Source organism: Paenibacillus sp. UNC496MF (genome assembly GCF_900113915.1).
Classification (GTDB): domain Bacteria; phylum Bacillota; class Bacilli; order Paenibacillales; family Paenibacillaceae; genus Paenibacillus_Z; species Paenibacillus_Z artemisiicola.
On the sequence record NZ_FORE01000004.1, the window covers coordinates 669,540 to 689,382 of the forward strand.

General features: G+C 65.4%; 18 protein-coding genes, 1 pseudogene and 1 riboswitch. Of the genes and pseudogenes, 16 read left to right on the forward strand and 3 right to left on the reverse strand.

From position 1 onward, the window contains the following. The first annotated feature begins 170 nt into the window (after positions 1-170). The 6 genes from BMZ79_RS03000 to BMZ79_RS03025 all read left to right on the forward strand — a co-directional run bounded on the left by BMZ79_RS03000 (position 171) and on the right by BMZ79_RS03025 (position 7,407). On the forward strand, positions 171-1,640 hold the full coding sequence (locus BMZ79_RS03000) for a PTS mannitol transporter subunit IIBC (protein WP_090636397.1): 1,470 nt from the start codon (positions 171-173) through the stop codon (positions 1,638-1,640). 62 nt (positions 1,641-1,702) lie between these two features. Continuing rightward, on the forward strand, positions 1,703-3,757 hold the full coding sequence (locus BMZ79_RS03005) for a BglG family transcription antiterminator (RefSeq protein ID WP_090636399.1): 2,055 nt from the start codon (positions 1,703-1,705) through the stop codon (positions 3,755-3,757). A 44-nt stretch (positions 3,758-3,801) separates the two neighbouring features. Further along, a complete protein-coding gene (locus BMZ79_RS03010; RefSeq protein ID WP_090636400.1) occupies positions 3,802-4,239 on the forward strand; it encodes a PTS mannitol transporter subunit IIA in 438 nt (145 codons plus the stop codon). After that, on the forward strand, positions 4,236-5,390 hold the full coding sequence (locus BMZ79_RS03015; RefSeq protein WP_090636402.1) for a mannitol-1-phosphate 5-dehydrogenase: 1,155 nt from the start codon (positions 4,236-4,238) through the stop codon (positions 5,388-5,390). The genes BMZ79_RS03010 and BMZ79_RS03015 overlap by 4 nt, the downstream gene beginning before the upstream one ends. A 20-nt stretch (positions 5,391-5,410) precedes the next feature. Continuing rightward, complete coding sequence (gene ptsP, locus BMZ79_RS03020; RefSeq protein ID WP_090636403.1) at positions 5,411-7,147, forward strand: phosphoenolpyruvate--protein phosphotransferase; 1,737 nt, start codon at positions 5,411-5,413, stop codon at positions 7,145-7,147. After that, complete coding sequence (locus tag BMZ79_RS03025) at positions 7,144-7,407, forward strand: HPr family phosphocarrier protein (RefSeq protein ID WP_090636405.1); 264 nt, start codon at positions 7,144-7,146, stop codon at positions 7,405-7,407. Before ptsP ends, BMZ79_RS03025 begins: the two co-directional genes overlap by 4 nt. Positions 7,408-7,567: 160 nt before the next feature. Here BMZ79_RS03025 and BMZ79_RS03030 read toward each other — a convergent pair whose 3' ends face one another. After that, positions 7,568-8,065, reverse strand: coding sequence for a DinB family protein (locus tag BMZ79_RS03030; protein WP_090636406.1), 498 nt, complete (start codon positions 8,063-8,065; stop codon positions 7,568-7,570). Between the two features lie 159 nt (positions 8,066-8,224). Here BMZ79_RS03030 and BMZ79_RS03035 point away from each other — a divergent pair, with 159 nt between their 5' ends. From BMZ79_RS03035 to BMZ79_RS03050, 4 genes are all read left to right on the forward strand, one after another. After that, positions 8,225-8,785: a CGNR zinc finger domain-containing protein gene (locus tag BMZ79_RS03035; protein WP_090636408.1), complete on the forward strand. Its 561-nt coding sequence runs from the start codon at positions 8,225-8,227 to the stop codon at positions 8,783-8,785. A gap of 104 nt (positions 8,786-8,889) precedes the next feature. Beyond that, on the forward strand, positions 8,890-9,345 hold the full coding sequence (locus tag BMZ79_RS03040) for a hypothetical protein (RefSeq protein ID WP_090636410.1): 456 nt from the start codon (positions 8,890-8,892) through the stop codon (positions 9,343-9,345). A gap of 96 nt (positions 9,346-9,441) precedes the next feature. Continuing rightward, positions 9,442-9,906, forward strand: a complete 465-nt coding sequence (locus tag BMZ79_RS03045; protein WP_090636411.1) for an RrF2 family transcriptional regulator — start codon at positions 9,442-9,444, stop codon at positions 9,904-9,906. A 62-nt stretch (positions 9,907-9,968) separates the two neighbouring features. Then, complete coding sequence (locus BMZ79_RS03050) at positions 9,969-10,889, forward strand: NAD(P)/FAD-dependent oxidoreductase (protein WP_090636413.1); 921 nt, start codon at positions 9,969-9,971, stop codon at positions 10,887-10,889. Between the two features lie 257 nt (positions 10,890-11,146). Here BMZ79_RS03050 and BMZ79_RS03055 read toward each other — a convergent pair whose 3' ends face one another. Beyond that, the gene (locus BMZ79_RS03055; RefSeq protein ID WP_090636415.1) at positions 11,147-11,440 is read right to left on the reverse strand and encodes an ArsR/SmtB family transcription factor; all 294 of its coding nucleotides are present in this window, start codon (positions 11,438-11,440) and stop codon (positions 11,147-11,149) included. 151 nt (positions 11,441-11,591) lie between these two features. Then, positions 11,592-12,692, reverse strand: coding sequence for a copper amine oxidase N-terminal domain-containing protein (locus BMZ79_RS03060; RefSeq protein WP_090636416.1), 1,101 nt, complete (start codon positions 12,690-12,692; stop codon positions 11,592-11,594). A 129-nt stretch (positions 12,693-12,821) separates the two neighbouring features. Then, a riboswitch (purine riboswitch) is annotated at positions 12,822-12,880 on the forward strand. A gap of 105 nt (positions 12,881-12,985) precedes the next feature. On the opposite strand from BMZ79_RS03060, the gene ade reads away from it, so the two are divergent. The 6 genes and pseudogenes from ade to BMZ79_RS35550 all read left to right on the forward strand — a co-directional run bounded on the left by ade (position 12,986) and on the right by BMZ79_RS35550 (position 19,812). After that, positions 12,986-14,764: an adenine deaminase gene (gene ade / locus BMZ79_RS03065; protein ID WP_090636418.1), complete on the forward strand. Its 1,779-nt coding sequence runs from the start codon at positions 12,986-12,988 to the stop codon at positions 14,762-14,764. Positions 14,765-14,863: 99 nt separating this feature from the next. Next, the gene (locus BMZ79_RS03070) at positions 14,864-16,102 is read left to right on the forward strand and encodes a DNA glycosylase AlkZ-like family protein (RefSeq protein WP_090636420.1); all 1,239 of its coding nucleotides are present in this window, start codon (positions 14,864-14,866) and stop codon (positions 16,100-16,102) included. 126 nt (positions 16,103-16,228) lie between these two features. After that, positions 16,229-16,777 (forward strand): RNA polymerase sigma factor, encoded by a 549-nt coding sequence (locus BMZ79_RS03075; protein WP_090636422.1) that lies wholly within the window; start codon positions 16,229-16,231, stop codon positions 16,775-16,777. Further along, positions 16,761-17,621 carry a hypothetical protein gene (locus BMZ79_RS03080; RefSeq protein ID WP_090636424.1) on the forward strand — a complete coding sequence of 287 codons (861 nt, stop codon included), beginning with the start codon at positions 16,761-16,763 and terminating at the stop codon, positions 17,619-17,621. Before BMZ79_RS03075 ends, BMZ79_RS03080 begins: the two co-directional genes overlap by 17 nt. Before the next feature lie 227 nt (positions 17,622-17,848). Continuing rightward, positions 17,849-18,973, forward strand: a pseudogene (locus tag BMZ79_RS35545) (xanthine dehydrogenase family protein molybdopterin-binding subunit); the annotation flags it as partial. 119 nt (positions 18,974-19,092) lie between these two features. After that, complete coding sequence (locus tag BMZ79_RS35550) at positions 19,093-19,812, forward strand: molybdopterin cofactor-binding domain-containing protein (RefSeq protein ID WP_371263620.1); 720 nt, start codon at positions 19,093-19,095, stop codon at positions 19,810-19,812. Positions 19,813-19,843: the final 31 nt, after the last annotated feature.

Here is a 19,843-nt window from a genome sequence, read left to right on the forward strand (position 1 = left end):
CCGGGTTTGGCGGGCATACTAGCGGCGTTCATTTTCGGCCAGCGAAAATGATGTCAACATCGATCATGACTGAAAGCGATTTACATTTGATTGAACCCTCGGCCGCTTGGCTTTACGATAAGAACACAAACCAAGCATCATCATATTTCACTACTGGGGAGGCTATCCTTATGGATACAGCAGCACAACAACGCGCTTCCGCCGGCGGCGCCCGAGTCCGCGTACAGCGGTTCGGCCGCTTCCTGAGCGGCATGGTCATGCCGAATATCGGCGCCTTCATCGCGTGGGGCCTCATCACCGCGCTGTTCATCCCGACGGGCTGGATTCCGAACGAGGAATTGGCGAAGCTCGTCTCGCCGATGATCACGTACCTGCTTCCGCTCCTGATCGGCTATACGGGCGGGACGATGATCCACGGCACGCGCGGCGGCGTCATCGGCGCCGTCACGACGATGGGCGTCATCGTGGGCACGGACATTCCGATGTTCATGGGCGCGATGTTCGTCGGGCCGTCCGCGGCGTGGGTGCTCAAGCGCTTCGACAAGGCGATCGAAGGCAAAGTCAAGTCCGGCTTCGAGATGCTCGTCAACAACTTCTCGTCCGGCATCATCGGAGGCATCCTGGCGATCATCGCCTACCTGGTCGTCGGACCGGTGGTGGAGGTCGTGAGCAAGACGCTCGCCAACTGCGTGCAGGCTCTCGTCGACGCCAACCTGCTGCCGCTCGCGAACGTGCTGATCGAGCCCGCCAAGGTGCTGTTCCTGAACAACGCGATCAACCACGGCGTCCTCAGCCCGATCGCGCTCGACCAAGCGTCGAAGACGGGCAAATCGATTCTGTTCATGCTGGAGTCGAATCCGGGTCCGGGTCTCGGCGTCCTGCTGGCGTATTGGCTGGTCGGACGCGGGTCGGCGAAAATGTCCGCGCCGGGCGCGGCGATCATTCACTTCTTCGGCGGGATTCACGAAATTTACTTCCCGTATATTCTGATGAATCCTCGCCTCATTCTGGCGGTCATCGCGGGCGGCGTCACGGGCACGTTCACGTTCTCGATGTTCCACGCCGGCCTGGTCGCGCCGCCTTCGCCGGGCAGCATCTTCGCTTACGCGGCCATGGCGCCGAAGGGCGGCCTGCTCCAGGTCTTCACCGGCGTCATCTCGGCGGCGGTCGTCTCGTTCCTCGCGGCGGCTTTGCTGCTGAAGACGGGCAAGCAAGCCGAAGGCGAGGACGAGCTGGAGCAAGCGTCCGAGAAAATGAAGCAAATGAAGCAGGCGCCGATCGCGGCGGCGGCATCCGCGGCCGCACCGGCAGCGGCGACGGCCGCACCTTCGGCGGCGGCATCCGCCGACGCCAAAACGGCGGCGGACGTGCGCAAAATCGTCTTCTCCTGCGACGCCGGCATGGGCTCGAGCGCCATGGGCGCCTCCGTGCTCCGCAAGAAGATGAAGGACGCGGGCGTCGGCGTCACGGTCGTCAACACGGCAATCAGCGAGATTCCGGACGACGCGGACATCGTCGTCACGCACAAGTCGCTGACGGACCGGGCGCGCGGCCAGGCGCCGCGGGCCGAGCATATCTCGATCGACAATTTCATGAAAAGCCCGGCCTATGACGAGCTCGTCAAACGGCTGAGCGAATAAGACAAGGTAACGCTGGCCGCCAAGCCGGCGTTATCTTCCATTTCGGCAAGAGGTGTACGCGCATGAAATTGACCCACAGGCAACGGCAGATTCTGGAGCTGCTGCTCGGCCGGAACGAGGAAGTGACGGCGGGCGAAATCGCCGCCGAGATCAACGTCAGCGCCCGGACGGTGCACCGGGAGCTCGCGGAGCTCGAGGACGCCGCCCGGGAGGCGGGCGTGGCGCTGCTCAAGAAATCCGGCCGGGGCATCCTGCTGCAGGGCGACGCCGAGCGGCTGCAGACCCTGCGCCGGTCGCTTCGCGCCTCGTCCGCCGTCGACTATTCCGCCGAGGAGCGCCGGCTGCTCATCGCCTGCAGCCTGCTGCGGGAAGCGGAGCCCGTCAAGCTCTTCGCGCTCGCCCACGAGCTCGGCGTTACCGTGCCGACGGTCACGAGCGACCTGGACGAACTGGAGGAGCCGGTCAAGCAAGCCGGGCTGATCCTCGTGCGCAGGCGCGGGTACGGCGTCGGCCTGAGCGGCGCCGAGGCCGACATGCGCCGGATGATCTGGCGCCTCGCCGATAATTTCCTGGACGAATCGGATTTGTTCGGGAAGGCCGATCCCGCCGCGAGGCCGTTGACGAAGCGGCTGCTTGAGCTGGCCGGCAAGCCGTTCTTCGCCCAAGTGGAGGAAGCGCTGTGGAAGGCGGAGGACGCCGGGCTGAGCGCCTTGCCGGAGCACGCCTACACGGAGCTGCTGATCCGAATCGCCATCGCGGCGGCGCGGATCGGCCTCGGCCGGCCGATCGAGCTGCGGCCGGAGCAGCAGTCCTTCCGGCAAAGCGAGCTGCTGACGGCCGTCATGACGCATCTGGCCGAAGCGACCGGACTGTCGTTCTCGACGGCCGAGACGGCGTATATCGCCGGTCTCCTGGAGCCGCGCGGGCAGCCGCATCCGAACCAGCTGCTGCCCGAGGAGGAGCTCGGCTACATGGAGCTCGTCTGGCGGCTCGTCCGCGCCATGCAGGCCCGGACGGGCGTCCCGTACAGCGAAGACCGCCTGCTGCGCGACGGCTTGCTCGGCCACCTCGAATCCGCGATGGACCGTCTGCGGGCCGGCGCGATCATCCGCAATCCGCTGCTCGCGCAGATCCGCAAGGATTACGAGCCGCTGTATAACGAGCTGCGCGCGGCGGCGGACGAGACGCTGACCGCCTACCGCGTCCCAGACGAAGAAATCGGCTCCCTGGTGATGCATTTCGGCGCGTCGCTGGAGCGGCAGAAGCTCTTTCCCCGCAACGTCCGGGCGGTGCTCGTCTGCACGAGCGGGCTCGGCACGTCCCGGATGCTCGCCGTGCGCCTGACGAAGGAGCTCCCGCAGGTGGAGATCGTCGGGCATGCCTCCTGGTTCGAAGCGGCGCGCATTCCGGAGGAAGCGTACGACCTCATCATCTCGACGGTCGAATTGCCCCTCGGCGAGGAACGGTACATCAAGCTCAGCCCGCTGCTGACGGCGGAGGAAGCGGAGCGGCTGCGGCTCTTCATCCAGAACGTCACGCTGCGCAACGACGAGCTCGGCCGCCGCGAACAGACGGCGCCGGTCTACGGGCCGCGGGCCGCCCAGCAGAAGCGGATCCAAGCGTACGTCGCCGAAATCGTCCATATTCTCGATCAGTTCCGCGTCTACCGGCTGGAGCAGCCGTTCGAGAGCCTGCTCGAGACGCTGGAAGCGATGTGCGGCTTCGCGCGGCGGGCCGGCGTCATCGCGGACGAAGCGCCGGTCGCCCGGCTGCTGCTGCAGCGGGAACGGCAGAGCAGCCAGGTCATCCCCGATACGGGACTGGCGCTCTTCCACGTCCGCAGCGAGCTCGTGCGCGTCCCGTCGCTCAGCCTGTACCGGCTGGAACGGGACCTGGTGCTCGATCAGGTCCTGCCGTCCGGCGTCCGGCAAGTGCTGCTCATGCTCGGGCCGCGCGAGCTGGCGAAGGAGAGCCTGGAGGTGCTGAGCGAGATCAGCTCCTACCTCCTCGTGCCGCGCACGATCGAGCTGCTGCGGGACGGCGGGGAGCAGGAGATCAAGGAATATCTATCGCAAGAGCTTGAACAATTCCTGGAGACCAAAAAACAAAACGGATAAAATCAAAACGAATAGAATCAAAACGAATAGAGGAGAAATCTACGATGAGCATACTTTCGATCGACAAAGTGAAACTGCAGGCGCGGCCAACCGATAAATCCGACGCGATCCGCATGGCGGGCAGGCTGCTCGTCGACGCCGGACACGCGGCGGAAGGCTACATCGGCAAAATGCTGGAGCGCGAAGCCACGCTCTCGACGTACATGGGGAACGGGCTGGCGATTCCGCACGGCACCGGCGACTCCAAGGAGCTGATCCGCTCGACGGGCTTGTCCATCGTGCAAATTCCCGCCGGCGTCGAGTTCGGCGACGGCGAGAAGGCGGTGCTCGTGATCGGCATCGCGGCCGCGGGCAACGACCACCTCGATATTTTGACCAACGTGGCGATGATCTGTTCCGAGGACGAGAACATGGAGCAAATCATGAACGCGACGACGGCCGAAGAGCTGGTGCGCATCTTCGAAAGCGGGATGGAAGCGTGAGGGCGCTCCATTTCGGCGCGGGCAACATCGGCCGCGGCTTCATCGGTTTGGTCTTGTCCCGCGCGGGCTACGAGGTCGTCTTCTCCGACGTGAACGACGCGCTGGTCGAGCTGCTGAAGGAGCGGAAGGCGTACACGGTGCGCCTGGCGAGCGAGCTGCAAGAGGCCATCCGCGTCGAGAACGTCACGGCCATCAACGGCAAATATCCCGACGACGTCGCGGAAGCCGTCGCGCGGGCGGATCTCGTCACCACGGCGGTCGGCGTCAACATCCTGCCGCATATCGCGCCGGGCATCGCAAGAGGGCTGGCGCTGCGCATGGCGCGGGACGCGGCCCCGCTGCACGTCATCGCCTGCGAGAACGCGATCGGCGGCAGCACGCAATTGAAGGCGCACGTGTACGCCCGCTTGACCGAAGAGCAGCGGGCGCGGGCGGATCGGTTCGCGGCGTTCCCCGACGCCGCCGTCGACCGGATCGTGCCGATCCAGCATCACGAGGATCCGCTCGAGGTTCAGGTCGAACCGTTCTACGAATGGGTCGTGGACGAATCGCAGCTGCTTCCGGGCGCCGACCGAATCGCGGGCATCCATTACGTGAACGGACTCGAGCCGTACATCGAGCGGAAGCTGTTCACGGTGAACACCGGCCACTGCGTCGCCGCCTACTTCGGGCACTATTACGGATTCGAGACGATCCAGGGCGCGATGGCGAACGGACCGATCGCCGCGCTCGTTCGGCACGCCATGGAAGAGACCGGCGCGGTGCTGGTCAAGCGGTACGGCTTCGACGAAGCGGAGCATGCGGACTACATTCATACAATTTTGGATCGCTTCGTCAACCCGTACCTGACGGACGAAGTCGCGCGCGTCGGCCGCTCGCCGATCCGCAAGCTGTCGGCCGGCGACCGCCTCGTGCGTCCCGCGCTGCAGGCGCACGGGCTGGGCCTCGGCACGAAGCATCTGACGCTCGGCATGGCGGCGGCGCTGCTGTTCGATAATCCGGACGATCCGGAGGCGGTGCGGATCCAGGCGGATCTGCGCGAAATCGGACTGAACGGCACGATCGCGAAATACACGTCGATCGCCGAGGACCATCCGATCCACGCCGCGGCCGCCGCGCAATACGAGCAGCTGAAGCAAGCGAAATCCTGACGAGAGGGCGTGGGCCACAGATGAATGCGACAACGAACCGATTGAGCGGCATCGCGGCGTCTCCGGGCATCGCGATCGCCAAAGCTTACCGGCTGCGGCAGGACCGCTTCGTGCCTTCGGCGGACAAAGCCCCGGATCCGGGCGCGGAGAAGGAGCGGCTGGATGCGGCCGTCGCGGCCGCGAAGACGGAGCTGGAAGCCATCCGGGCGATGACCGAAGCGAAGATGGGCGCGGCGAAGGCCGAGATTTTCGAAGCGCATCTGCTGCTGCTGGACGATCCCGACCTGATCGACGGCATCCTCGAGCGGATCGACAACGACGGCGCGACCGCCGAATACGCGCTTCACGAGACGGCGAACGGCTTCGCCGAATTGCTGCTCGCGATGGACAACGAGCTGCTGCGGGCGCGCGCGGCGGACGTTCGCGACGTCGCCGGCCGGATCATGAGCCGGCTCCGGGGCCTCGACTATGCCGCGGTATCGGCCATCAGCGAGCCGTGCGTCCTGATCGCGGAGGACTTGACGCCGTCCGATACCGCGCAGTTGAACGCGGATTACGTGCTCGGCTTCGTGACCGAAATCGGCAGCCGCACGTCCCATTCCGCGATTATGGCCCGCTCGCTCGAAATTCCGGCGATCGTCGGGGCGGGCGCCGCGGCCGGCGGCATCGAGACCGGCGCGACGGTGATCATGGACGCGGTCGAAGGAACCGTCATCGTCGGACCGACGGAGGACGAACTCGCGGCATACCGGGGCCGGAAAGCCGACTACGACGCGCGGCAGGCGGAGCTGCGCAAGCTGCTGAACGAGCCGTCCGTCTCCAAGGACGGCCACCGCGTCGAGCTGGCCGCCAACATCGGCAGCGTGGAGGACCTGCAGAAGGTGCTGGCGAACGGAGCCGAGGGCGTCGGCCTGTTCCGGACGGAATTCCTGTACATGGGCCGCGGCGCGCTGCCGACCGAAGAAGAGCAGTTCCAGGTCTACAAGCACGTGCTGGAGCGGATGGACGGCAAGCCGGTGGTCATCCGGACGCTCGACATCGGCGGCGACAAAGAGCTGCCGTACATGAAGCTGCCCGCCGAGAGCAATCCGTTCCTCGGGCTGCGCGCCGTCCGGCTCTGCTTGGACCGGCCGGACCTGTTCCGGACGCAGCTGCGGGCGCTTCTCCGGGCGAGCGTGCACGGCCAGCTGAAAATCATGTTCCCGATGATCGCGGTCGCATCCGAGCTGCGGGCCGCGAAGCGGCTGCTGGAAGAGGAGAAGGCGAAGCTGAACGCCGAAGGACGCGCCGTGGCCGAAGGGATCGAAGTCGGCATCATGATCGAAGTGCCGGCCGCCGCTCTGGCCGCGGATACGCTCGCGAAGGAAGCCGATTTCTTCAGCATCGGCACCAATGACCTCATCCAGTACACGATGGCGGCCGACCGGATGAACGAGAACGTGGCGTATCTGTACCAGCCGTGCCACCCGTCGATTTTGCGCCTGATCCGCATGGTCATCAAGGCCGCGGAGCGTGAGGGCAAATGGGTGGGCATGTGCGGCGAGATGGCCGGCGACCGGACGGCGATTCCGATCCTGCTCGGTCTGGGTCTGCATGAATTCAGCATGAGCGCAAGCTCGATCCTGCCCGCGCGGGCGCTGATCAAGGCGCTCTCCCGCGAGGAGTGGGCCGCGCACGCGGAGGCGATCGTGAACATGGACAGCCAAGAGACGATTCAAGCATTCGTCCATCAACATACGAGGAGCGACAACCCATGACATCCCAAACCTTTACCGTCTTGAACCCGTCGGGCTTCCACGCCCGGCCGACCAAAGTATTCGTGCAGGCGGCGAGCGAATTTCCGTGCAAGATCAGCGTCTCGAAGGGCGGCAAAAAAGTGAACGGCAAGAGCTCGCTCAGCATGCTGACGCTCGGCATACAGCCGAACGACGACGTGACGCTGGAAGCGGACGGCGAACGGGAAGCGGAAGCCGTGGAGACGCTCGGCGCGCTGCTGACGAAGATTTTCGAGGAATAGCGGCGGGGCGGCGGATCCGCCGGCGAGAGCCACCATCACAAGCAATACAGGCGAACGGCGTGAAATAAAGCGAAACCTCCGGTTCCGGCTTGCGGAATCGGAGGTTTCTTTGCGTTTCGGCGCGACTCGGCGCGGGGACTCGAGGGAGCCGCCGCGGGCGTCAGTCGAACGAACGATGAGACGGCCAGGAGCCTTGGAGCTTGCGGAGCAGGATGATTTGGCCGGTATGGTAAGCGTCGTGCAGGGCGAGCGAGTTGGCCCAAATCCCAAACGGCAACCGCTGTCCGGGAAGCTGGCGCTCGAAATCGTCTTCGTTCCAGGCCGCGATGCGGTCGCGGATGGCTTGGTGCGCCTCGGCGAGACGCGCCGCCGCCGCGTGCCAATCCTCCGGCTCGCCGGGCCTCGCCGCGAAGGTGTCGTCGTTCGTCACGCCCGGAGGATAAGCGGTTTCTTCCCCGGTCAGCCGGCGGAGGAGCCGCTCCTTGTAGAAAATCAAATGATGGACCGTCTCCCGGATCGTGTTGGCGTGCTCGCCCGCGGGATGCCAGTCCGCCTGTTCGGCGGTCAGGCCGTTCAACGCGTCCGCGAGCGGCGGATACCAGTCCTCCTTGTCATGGCAGGCATCCCAATTGCGAAGCAGCAGGTCGTTCGCGTTCATGACGAAACCTCCTCGTTTCCTTTTCGATCCCTGTAACGAGCTAATGAATAAATAACGGGTTACATTGCCAAATTTACCATGCGGGGCGCACAGCGTCAAGTAACTAGCAAGCGATCGGTTAGCATGTTACAATATCGAAAAACAACCGGGGGCTTGGCTATGTTTTGGGACGACTTTTTGAATAGTTTGCACCATGATTGGAGGGGCGACGGCGCGATCGACGATCGGCTGGACCGCGCCGATTGGCTCGCCGGCTGGCTTGGCGGTTACGGCTTGTCGGCGCCGGTACCGCCGTCGGCGGAGGAACTGCGCGCGCTGAAGCGGATGCGCGGCGAGCTGCACGGCATGGCGGCCGGCTTTGCGGCGGGGGCGGCGCCAAGCGAAGCGGATCTCGCGACTCTGAACGCCTATATGGCCGCGAGCGTCGTAGTCAGGCGGCTGACGGCGACCGAGGACGGCGGCTTGCGGATCGAGCATATTCCGGCCGGCGATGGATGGACGGCCGCGCAGGCGGAAGTCGCAGCGTCGATGGCGCGGATGATCGCGGCCGGCGATCCGTCGCGGGTGCGCATTTGCCAGAACCCGAGCTGCCTGTGGGTGTATTACGACGAGACCCGCAACCGCTCCAAGCGGTATTGCGACGATAAGACGTGCGGGAACCTCATGAAAGTGCGCCGCTTCCGCGCCAAGCAGAAGGCGCCGGACGCCCCGGCGGAGTGACCGGCCGGAAGCGGCCGACGCCGATCGGCGGCTGAGCGGGACGATGACGTTCGTTTGCGAGGCGGGCATAGTGGGGAGGCTAACACTAAAAAGGAATTCTCCGCATGATTCTTCTCATCGTTTCGGTCCTTTCGTTCAACTGGCTCGCTTTCCGCCCGAACCGCGTCGAAGGCCGCCAACAAACGGCCCATGTCTGGGCGTTCACGATGGCGTTCCAGCTATTGTTCGACCTGCTCTTCGATTTCAAATTCAAGGGCTATTGGTACTTCGAGAAGAACTCCGTCGATTGGACCGCGTTTCTGGCCCGGACCCTGCTCATTCCGCCGGTCAATCTTCTGTTCCTCGGGTTTTTTCCGTCGGAGCGCCGATTCCTTGCGAAGGCGGGGTATCTGGCGGCGTGGACGGCCGCCATCCTGGGGTACGAGCTTTTGACCATGCTGCCGGCGCCGTGGGGGTACTTTCATTACGGCTGGCGGAACATCGGCTACTCGGCCGTGGTCGATCCGATCTTGTTCTTCATGCTGTTGTTCTATTACCGCTGTTTTATTCAATCGCGTTAATTCGGATTCCCTCTTGCGAAAGGAGTTCGAAGCGTTTATTATGGACATTATAGGTCCGTAATAGTTGTTGAGGGTCTTGGAAGGAGGAGCGGTCCCATGCAATTTTCCAAAAGCACCGGCAACGCGCTGCATGCCTTGATCCATCTGGCTCACGCGGAGTCCGGCCGGAACGTGGGCATCAAGGAACTGGCCGATTCGCTCGGCGTTTCGGACAGCTATCTGTCGAAGATCATGTCCAAGCTGCGCCAGGACGGGATCGTTCGCGCGGTCACAGGCGCCAGCGGAGGCTACGAGCTCGCGCGGCCGCCGGGGCAGATTACGTTCCTCGACGTCGTGCAGGTGATCGAAGGGCGGCAGCAGCTGTATGAATGCTTGAATATTAACGCGCTGCATCATCCGGTCGAGGCCGGCGAAGCGGAGGACGAAGGTCCGCCGCGCCATGCGGAATGCCTCGTCGAGAAGGTAATGAACGGCGCCGAGCGGGAGCTGCAAGCGTACCTGCGCCGGCATTCGATTCAATGGGTGCTGGATGCGGCGGCGGCCGCGGGCTCGCCGCAATGATTCGCAATCGGCGCCATGCGCGCTTTTAGAATGGATATGACAAGTCCGGGAGGTTGATGACTATGGGAGAGAAGTTCGAAGCGGACGTCGCGATTATCGGCGGAGGACCGGCGGGGCTGAGCGCGGCGCTGGTGCTGGGCAGGGCCCGGAAGCGGGTCGTCGTGATCGACGAAGGGAAGCCGCGGAACCGGGTGACGAAAGAGACGCACGGATTCCTGACGCGCGACGGGGTCGCGCCCGGCGAGTTCCGGCGGATCGCGCGGGAGCAGCTCCGGGCATACCCTTCCGCGGCGTTCGTCGAGGATGCGGCCGTCTCGGCGGCCGGAACGGACGGCGACTTCCGCATCGCGACGGCGGGCGGCGCGGCCGTGCGCGCGAAGAAGCTGCTGTTCGCGGTCGGGATGCGGGACCTGCCGGTCGGCATCTCCGGCTTGAACGACGTATACGGCAAGAGCGCTTTCGTTTGCCCGTACTGCGACGGCTGGGAGCTTCGGGACCGCTGGCTCGCGCTGATCGCCAAAGGGGCGCGGGCGCTGCACATGGCGAAAATGCTGGCGGGCTGGACGAGTAATTACGCGATCCTCGCGAACGGGCCGCACGAGCTGACGGATGAACAGCTGCAAGAGCTATCGCGGCACGGCGTGCCGGTCTTCGATGCGCCGATCCGGCATATCGTCTCCAGCGAAGGCATGGTCGAGGCGATTCTGCTGGAGGACGGCAGGAACGTCGCGTGCGAGGGGATCTTCTTCGCGCCGAAGCTGGCGGCCGGCTCCGAGCTGCCCCGCGCGCTCGGCTGCCGGGTGACGGAAGGCGGCACCGTCGTCGTGGACGCGTTCGGCAAGTCGAGCGTGCCGGGCGTATACGCGGCGGGGGATGCCGCCTCGGAGCTGTACCAGGCCATCTCGGCCGCGGCGCTCGGCTCGCTCACCGCGGCCGGGATCAACAACGAGCTGCTGCATGACGCGTGGGAGGCCGTGAATTGAAGGTTGCGGCAAGCGGCGAAATGTAACGAGCATCGTGCGGTATGCCCGCACGATGCTCTTTTTTGCGGCGCGGACCGCGTTGCGGCGCGGCCGGCGGCGAGCTTGCCGGCCATGCCCGCGGCTCCGAAGAGGGCGAGCATGGTTCCGATTTCATTTCTTTGCCGGACAAGCGCGTCTTGACGAAACGAAAAAGAGGAGCCCGAAGGCTCCTCTTCCTATGGAACAGGATGAAATTGTTCGTTCATGGGATCTGCCTGTCATCCGCGGCGCGGGACGATCTCCGCCAACCGGTTCACGTACGCTTGAAGCACGTCTTCCTGCAGGACCAGGCTCATGAATTTCCCCTCGCGGATGCTCTGCACGAGACCGGCCGTTTCCAGCTCTTTCAAGTGATGGGAGACGGTCGCGGCGCTTACGTTATGCGTCTCCAGCAGCATGCCGCAGGGCAGCGGCTCCTTGGACGCGCCGATCTCCTTGAGCATCCGGTAACGTCTCGGCTCGGCCAGCGCGCGCGAGATGCGGGAAAATTGCTGATCGGACAGATCGGACATGGCGGTCGACTCCTTTAGCGGGGCTGGCGTTCCGTCCCTAACCTGCACAGGCCGGAAGCCTCTCCATCATAGCATAATCGAACGGCCATTGCCTGCCCAACGCGGAGCGCCGCGCTTGATCCGCCAGGCCCTGTCAACCCTCTCGAAGCGGTTATTTCGCTTGCGGCGTAAACTCGGCCTGCACGTCCGCGAGGTAGAGCGTGCTCAGCCCTTCGTAACCGGAATCCGTGCCGATGACGATATACGCCTCGCCTTTGGCGTTCGTAGTGACGGAAGCCTCCAGCTGCATCGGCTTCAGCTGGTAGCCTTCCTTGGCCGCGTCCGGCTTGGAGGCGTCGCCGACCAAGCGCATGTCTTTGCCGTCCGTCGCCTGGTTGCCCTTGTCGAGGTTCATCCGGTAGTCGCCGTCTGTCTCGACCGCCTTCGGCTCGACGTTCACCACGCCCGCCTTGACGTAGACGGATTGGCCCGGCGAGCCGCCGATGCCGACCGAATCGGAGGCTTCGTTCGTCGCCAGCCGGAAGCCGAGCTTCACGGCGTACGCCGTATTCGGCTTCAAGCCGTCCGCGGCGCCCAGCTTTTTGACGGCGTACATGAACAGATCGTCGCTGCGGTTCATGCCGCTTAGCTTCAGCCCGTTCAGCTGCTTGCCGTCGATTGCCGGCAGCGCCGACCAGTTGAAGGCGAGCTGGTAATCCGCGTCTTCGTGCTGGACCGGCAGATCGGCGAAGCCGCCCGTCCAGCCTTGGGCGTTCTTCTCGAACGCGTAGCCGACGGATACCGGCTGCTCGGCGGAAGCGGCCGCGCGCACGACGGCGGTCTTGGACGCCGGGTTCCAAGCAATGCCGGCGCCGAGCGCCTCGGCCGCGGCGCGGAGCGGGAGATAGATTTTGCCGTTTATATTTTGAACGCCGGCCGGCAGCGCGACGGTCTTGCCGCCGGACTGCAGGCTGCTGCCCTGCAGCTTCACGGACAAGCCGCCTTTGGTCAGCAGCAGGCTGCCGTTCGTCCATTGCGCGGCGGCGTTCAGGCCGAGCGCCAGCTCGCGCGCCGGCACCATCAGCGTGCCGGCTTGCAGGAAGGGCGCCAATTGGACCTGGATGTGCCGGCTGCCGATCTCGACCAGCGTGCTGTCTTGGCGGAAGACCGCGCTGCCGCTTGCGTCTGCCGAAGCGGCGTTCGCCTGCGCGGCGGCCGTCGTGCCCGCCAGCACGGCGGAAAGCATCAGGAGCGATTTTATCGTCGGTTTCATGGATTCGTGAGCCTCCTCTGGATAGTTGCACCTCCTAGACGGCGGGCCCGTCCGAAAGGTTGCATGCCGGCGCGTTGACTCGTCCGGCGCCGGCGTATTATGATGAAGCGGTCAACTCCATACCCGAACGTATAACTTCGGCGATACGGGCCGAGGGTCTCTACCAGGAACCGTAAAATCCTGATTACAAAAAGCGCAGCCATGCTTCTTTGTAGTCGGGATTTTTTGCGTTCGCGGCTGTTAACGGGTTCGGGATTTACAAATACTTATCGTTAAGGCAGGGTGAATCCGATATGGAACAAACGAACCGATTGCAACGCCTCATCGAGGTCGCGGCGAAGCGCGAGCCGGCCGATCTCGTCATCAAGAACGGCAAGATCGTCAACGTCTTTGCCGGCACGGTCACGGAAGGCGACGTGGCCATCGCGGACGGCCGCATCGCCGGCATCGGCGCGTACGCGGGGAAGGAAACCGTCGACGCGGGCGGCCGCCATATCGTGCCCGGGTTCATCGACGGCCATGTCCACATCGAGAGCTCGATGCTGACGCCGCGCGAATTCGCGAAGGTGCTGCTCCGGCACGGCGTGACCGCCGCCGTCACCGATCCGCACGAGATCGCCAACGTCGCGGGCACGGACGGGCTCGACTACATGCTGCGCAGCGCCGAAGGGCTGCCGCTCGACATCTTCGTGCTGCTGCCGTCCTGCGTGCCGGCGACGCCGTTCGAGACGAACGGCGCCCGGCTCGAAGCGGAGCGGCTGGCGCCTTATTACGCGCATCCGAAGGTGCTCGGTCTCGCAGAGGTAATGAATTTCCCGGCCGTCGCCGGCGCGGAGCCGGGGATGCTGGGCAAGCTCGCGGGCGCGGCCGGGCGGCATATCGACGGCCACGCGGCGGGCATCGGCCGCGAAAGCTTGAACGTCTACGCGGCGGCGGGCATCCTCACGGACCACGAATGCGTCACCGCGGACGAAGCGCGGGACCGGCTGGAGCTGGGCTTCTACCTCATGATCCGGGAAGGGACGGTCGCCAAAAACCTCGGCGCGCTGCTTCCGGCCGTCACGCCGCGAAACGCGCGGAGATGCTTGTTCGTCACCGACGACAAGCTGCCGGTCGACCTGATCGAGGAGGGCAGCGTGGACCATATCGTCCGGCTGGCGATCCGTTCGGGCCTCGATCCGGTCACGGCGATCCAGATGGCGACGATCAACGCGGCGGAATGCTTCGGGCTGCGCGGCAGAGGCGCCGTCGCGCCGGGCTACGCGGCCGATTTGCTCCTGCTGGACGACCTTGAGGAAGTCCGGATCCGGGCCGTGTACAAGGACGGGGTGCAGGTCGCGGAACGGGATGTCTTGCGGGAAGAAGCCTTTCCGCTTCCGGATGCCGGCCCTTCCGGCGACCGGCCGACGTCCGTCGCGGCGCTGCGCGTGAAGCCCGTCGCGCCGAAGGATCTGGAGCTGCCGCTGAACGGCGCGCGCTGCAACGTCATCGGCGTCGTGCCGAACCAGATCGTCACGCGCCGACTGATTGAAACGGTCGACGTGCGGGGCGGGCGGTTCGCGCCTTCCGTCGCGAAGGATCTGCTCAAGCTGGCCGTCGTCGAGCGGCATCATGCGACCGGCAATATCGGGCTGGCGATCGTCAAAGGCTTCAAGCTGCGCAAAGGCGCGCTCGCCTCGACCGTCTCGCACGACTCGCATAATCTCGTCGTCGTCGGCGCCTCGGACGAAGACATGCTGGCTGCCATCGCGCATCTAGCGGCCTGCGGCGGCGGGCTTGCCGTCGTCGCGGACGGGCGCGTGACGGCATCGCTGCCGCTGCCTATCGCCGGCTTGATGTCCGACCGGCCGCATGACGAGGTCTACGCCGGGCTGCGGGCGCTGAAGCGGGCGTTGGCCGACATCGGCGCGCCGGGCGACTTCGATCCGTTCCTGACCCTGTCGTTCCTGACGCTGCCGGTCATCCCCTCGCTCAAGCTGACCGACCGGGGGCTTTTCGATTTCGAGGCGTTCGGGCATATCGCGGTGGAAGCGAACGGGGCGGAAGGATCCGGCGCGGGCGAATCGTCGTGAGACGGGGCGCGGGAAAAAGAACGAACGCGGTGCGAACGGCCCCCTGAACGTGTATACTGGGAGATAACGGAAATTCGGACGAGGCGAGGAGGAAGACGGGTGAAACCGATACGAACGACGAAGCGTGCGCTGCGGCGCCTGCTTCTGGAACGCCAGCTGCTGCTCGGCCCGCCGGAGAAGCGCGCCCGTTCCGCGGCGGCGCTGCGCCGGCACGTCGCCGTCGCGCTGGAAGCGCTCGAATGCGTGCAGATCGATCCGGTGGCCGCCGTGCGCCCGAACCAGCATTTGGCGCTCGCCGCCCGGATCGCCGGCTACGAGCCGCGCGTGCTGAACGGACTGCTGCGGGACAATGAAGCCTTCGAATATTTCGCGAACGCCGCTTGCATCATACCGATGAAGGATTACGCGATGTTCGAGCCGGTCCGGCAGCGGATGCGGGCGCGCACGCGGGACGAGATCGAAGGGCTCCGCTCCGTCGTCGACGACGTGCTCCGCAAGCTGGAAGCCGAAGGGCCGCTCCCGGCGAAAGCGTTCGAATCCGAGGAGCGCGTGCACGGCTACTGGGACAACGCCGCCGCCAAGACGAAGGCGACGTCGCACGCGCTCAATCTGCTGATGGACGCCTCGTTCATTCGCATCGTCGGCCGGGAAGGGAACCAGCGGCTGTTCGACGTATCGAGCCGAAGCGTTCCGGAGGACATGCTGCGGGAAGCGGAGGCGATCGGGCCGGAGGAGGCGTCCGACCGGATGCTGCGGAAATACTTCCGCGCGTACCGGGTATTCGAGCCGAGCGATGCGCGATTCGGCTGGCAGCGGTTCGGCGCAAGCCAGCGCCGGGAGGAGCTGGAGCGGTACGTGCGGGCGGGCGAGGCCGCGCCCGTCGAGGTCGACGGCTTGAAGCAGCCGTACTTCATTCTGACCGAGGATGCGGAGCTGCTCGAACGGCACCGGGAGGCGGAGGAAGGGCTGCGCGAGGACGAGGGACCGGTGCGCTTCCTGCCGCCGCTCGACAACTTGCTGTGGAGCCGGAAACGGCTCGAGGATTTGTTCGGGTTTGCATACCGGTGGGAGATCTACACGCCCGCGGTCAAACGAACGTACGGCTATTACGCGATGCCGATCCTGGCCGGGGACCGTCTGATCGGCCGGATGGATCCGCGCCTGGACGCCAAGCGGAAGCATCTGACGGTCGAGCTGCTGCACATCGAGCCGGAGATCCGGTATACCGCGAAGTTGAGGCGGAACGTCGACCGGGCGCTGGAGGCATTCGCCCGCGCGCACGGCGCGGAGACCGTGTCGGTCGAGCGGCGGGCGATCGGGCAGGCCATGCGTCCGTGACGGCCGGTTCAGCCGGGAGAGCCACAGCGATTGTGGCTCTTTTTGCGTTCGGCGGTTTTTTTTGCGCAGGCAAGGGAACATTCGAGCTTTGGCGTTGTCTAGTCTACGAAAAGGGAGGGCGGCAAAGTGGAGGACGATTATCTGAGGCATGTCACGCGGCTGAACCCGCCCGAAATCGACGCGCTCGTCCGGCATTATTGGCATGACGTCTGGCAGTACGCGTATTTTCTCGTACGGAACGAGCATTTGGCGGAGGACATCGCGCAGGAGACGTTCATCCGGGCGTTTCGGGCGATCGACGCGTTCCGCGGCCAATGTCCGGTGAAGAGCTGGCTGTTCAAGATCGCCCGCAACACGGCGTTCAATTTTCGCAAATCGGCGTTTCTCCGCCGGGTCGTGCTCGCGGGGCAGCCGCCGGATGCGCGCCGCGCGCCGTCGGCGGAAGCGGAGTATTGGGACGAACGGCGGACGGACGACGTCTGGGCGGCCGTGCTGGACTTGCCGCGGGCGCATCGGGAAATGCTCATTCTCCACGCGCATTACGGGCTGACGTACGCCGATCTGGCGGAGGTGCTCGGCGTCGGCGAGGGCACGGTCAAGTCGCGGCTGCACCGCGCCAGGGCGAAGCTGGCGAAACGAATGAAGGAGGCGACTGCGCATGACGACGGAACGTAATCGGGAGGATACGGCTGCTGGCGATCCATGGCTTGCCCGGCTGCGGCAGGCCGCTCCGATCGCGGAGAAGCGCAATCCGCCGGAATGGCGCATCGCCGAGATCCGGCGGCAGACGGCCGCGGCGGAACGGCCGAGAGCGGCGGTCCGGCGGGGAGGACTGCTCTGGACCGGCGCGGCACTCGTGTTCGCGCTGTTCGTGTTCGCGCTTGCTTACGCGTACGACATGCCGGGCGGCATCGCGGATTGGCGGTACTCGCGCGCGGCGGGCCTTCAGGGCACCGCGCATATTCCGCTCGAGCGGACGCCGGAGGAAGCGGCGCGGAAGGTCCGGGACATTTCGACCATGGAGGTGGTGCATCGGGAAAACGTGAACGGCGGAGCGCTCTTATTCGTCAATTGGAGCACGAAGCCCGGCCAAGTCACCTTCGGCGTCGAATATGTCCGCAAGTCGTGGCTGGGCTGGAAATGGGTGACGGGCGGGCAGTACGGGTTCTCGGGCGCCGGCGTCGACAGCCGAAAGGCGGATTATATGAGCTTGCCGACCGCGAAGGGCCTTCCCGCGCCGGCGATCCTATTCGGCCAGCTCCTGTCGCCGGACATCGCGAACGTGACGGTTACGATCGGCGGACCGGACGGCGGCGACTATGCGGCGAAGATCGTCCCGTACGGCCGCGAAGGACGGCGGATCTGGTTCGCCGTGCTCCCGAGGACGGCCGCCGCGCCGTACGGCATCTCGGCGACCGACGCGTCGGGCAGCGCCGTCGCAGGCGTCTCGTTCGACGACCCGACGAAGTCCGGCATCCTCCCGCTCGCCAAGGGGCAAACGCTATCCCGGCAGCCGTAACCGCGAACAATGCCCTCATTTGCATGGTTGCCGATACCAGCAGACACGATTAGCCGAGCGCGCATCCTGCGACGGCTAGAAGCCTTCCGCCTTATGGCGAAAGGCTTCTTCGCGTCGGCGCATAGGACAACGGCCCGGCGCCATACGATGGTAGAAAAAGCAAGCGCGGCGCGCGGTCCGACCGGCGCCGCGCCGCCGCGTGCCGGCATGAAGGGAAGCGTGGAACGATGGAAACCGTCGGCAAAGCCGTACCGCGCGTCGAATCGCGGGAGAAAGTGTCCGGACTCGCCAGATACGCGAACGATTGCCAATCGCCCGATCAGCTGCACGGCTGGCTCGTGACGAGCCCGTACGCCCATGCCCGGATCGTCGCGATCGACTGCGCGGCGGCGCGCGCGCTGAGCGGCGTACATGCCGTCGTGACGGGCGAGGATTACCCCGTGCTGACCGGCAATTTTTTGGCGGACCGGCCGCCGATCGCCTTCGGCAAGGTCCGTTATTTCGGCGAGCCGGTCGCGGTCGTCGTCGCGGAGACGGAACGGCTGGCCAAGCACGCCGCGTCGCTGATCCGGCTCGAGCTGGAGCCGCTGCCCGTCGTGCAGTCGCCGAGCGAGGCGCTGAAGCCGGACGCGCGGCTCATCCATGAAGATTTGGGTGCGTACCGGACGTTCGGCGGCGCTCAGCCCGTGCCGGGCACGAATATCTGCAATCGGGTCCGTATTCGCAAAGGCGACATGGAAGCCGGCTGGGCCGCCGGCGAAGTGACGGTCGAAGGGAGCTACGCCTTCGACACCTCCGACCATGCCGCGATGGAGCCGCGCTGCTCCATCGTCGAGGCGATGCCGGACGGCATGATCGAGGTGACCACGTCGACGCAGGACCCGTTCATCCTGAAGCGGCTGTTCAACCGCTTCTTCGGTGCCGACCAAGCGAAGGTCATCGTCCACGCCCCGCTCGTCGGCGGCGGATTCGGCGGGAAAGGTTCCGTGTTCCTGGAGTACGTCGCGTATCTCGCCTCGCTCGCCAGCGGCGGGCGTCCCGTCAAGATCAACAACACGCGCGAAACGGACATCGTCAGCGCTCCGTGCCATATCGGCCTGGAAGCGCGGGTGAAGCTCGGGGCGACGCGCGACGGCAAGCTGACGGCGGCGGAATTCACGCTGCTGTTCGACAACGGCGGCTACGCCGACAACGGGACGATCGTCGTGCAATCGGCGGCGGTCGACTGCACCGGACCGTACCGGATCGACAACGTGCATTGCGACGCGCTCGCCGTCTATACGAATCATCCGTACGCGACGGCGTTCCGGGGCTTCGGCCATCTGGAGAACCACTTCTGCATCGAACGGACGATGGATCTGCTCGCGAAGAAGCTCGGGCTCGATCCGCTCGAGCTGCGCGCGCGCAACGCGATCTTGCCGGGCGATACGACGCCGACCCAAGCGCCCCTGAACCGCAGCAAGGCCGCGCGGTGCTGGACGCGGCGGACGACGCAGCCGGCCAGCTCAAGCGCAACGCTTCGCTCGTCCTGGGCGTGCCGGAGGGCGAGCTCGACTACGACGACGGCTTCGTGTTCGTCCGCGCGGATCCCGAGAAGAAGCTCAGCTTCGCCTCGCTCATGAGCGGGTATATGGACGCGAACGGCAGCGCCATCGGAGAGCCTGTCCTGGGCCGCGGGCGTTACCGGGTACACGGGCTGACCACGATCGACCCCGAGACGGGCAGAGGCGTTCCGGGCGAGCAATGGACGGTCGGCGCCGAAGCCGTCGAAGTGGAGTACGACACCCGCGACTGCACGTACCGGCTTCTTAAGGCCATCTCGGTTATCGACGCGGGCAAGGTCATCAACGAGGGGACGGCGCGCGGGCAAGTGACGGGCGGCATGAGCATGGGGCTCAGCTTCGCCACGCGGGAGAGCTTCCAGTACGACCCGAACGGCGTCGTGCTGAATCCGCAGCTGCGCGCCTATAAGGTCATCCGTTACGGCGAGACGCCGGAATACGTGGCCGCTTTCGTGGAGACGCCGTACGCGGATGGTCCGTACGGCGCGCGCGGCATTTCGGAGCACGGCACGATCGGGATGCCCGCCGCGCTGGCGAACGCGCTGTCGGTCGCGGCGGGCGTCGAGCTGAACCGGCTGCCGCTCACGCCGGAGACGATCTGGCGCTGCGCCGCCGAAGGGAAGGATTAATCGGAAGCGAAGACGGGTCATCCGGACGGAA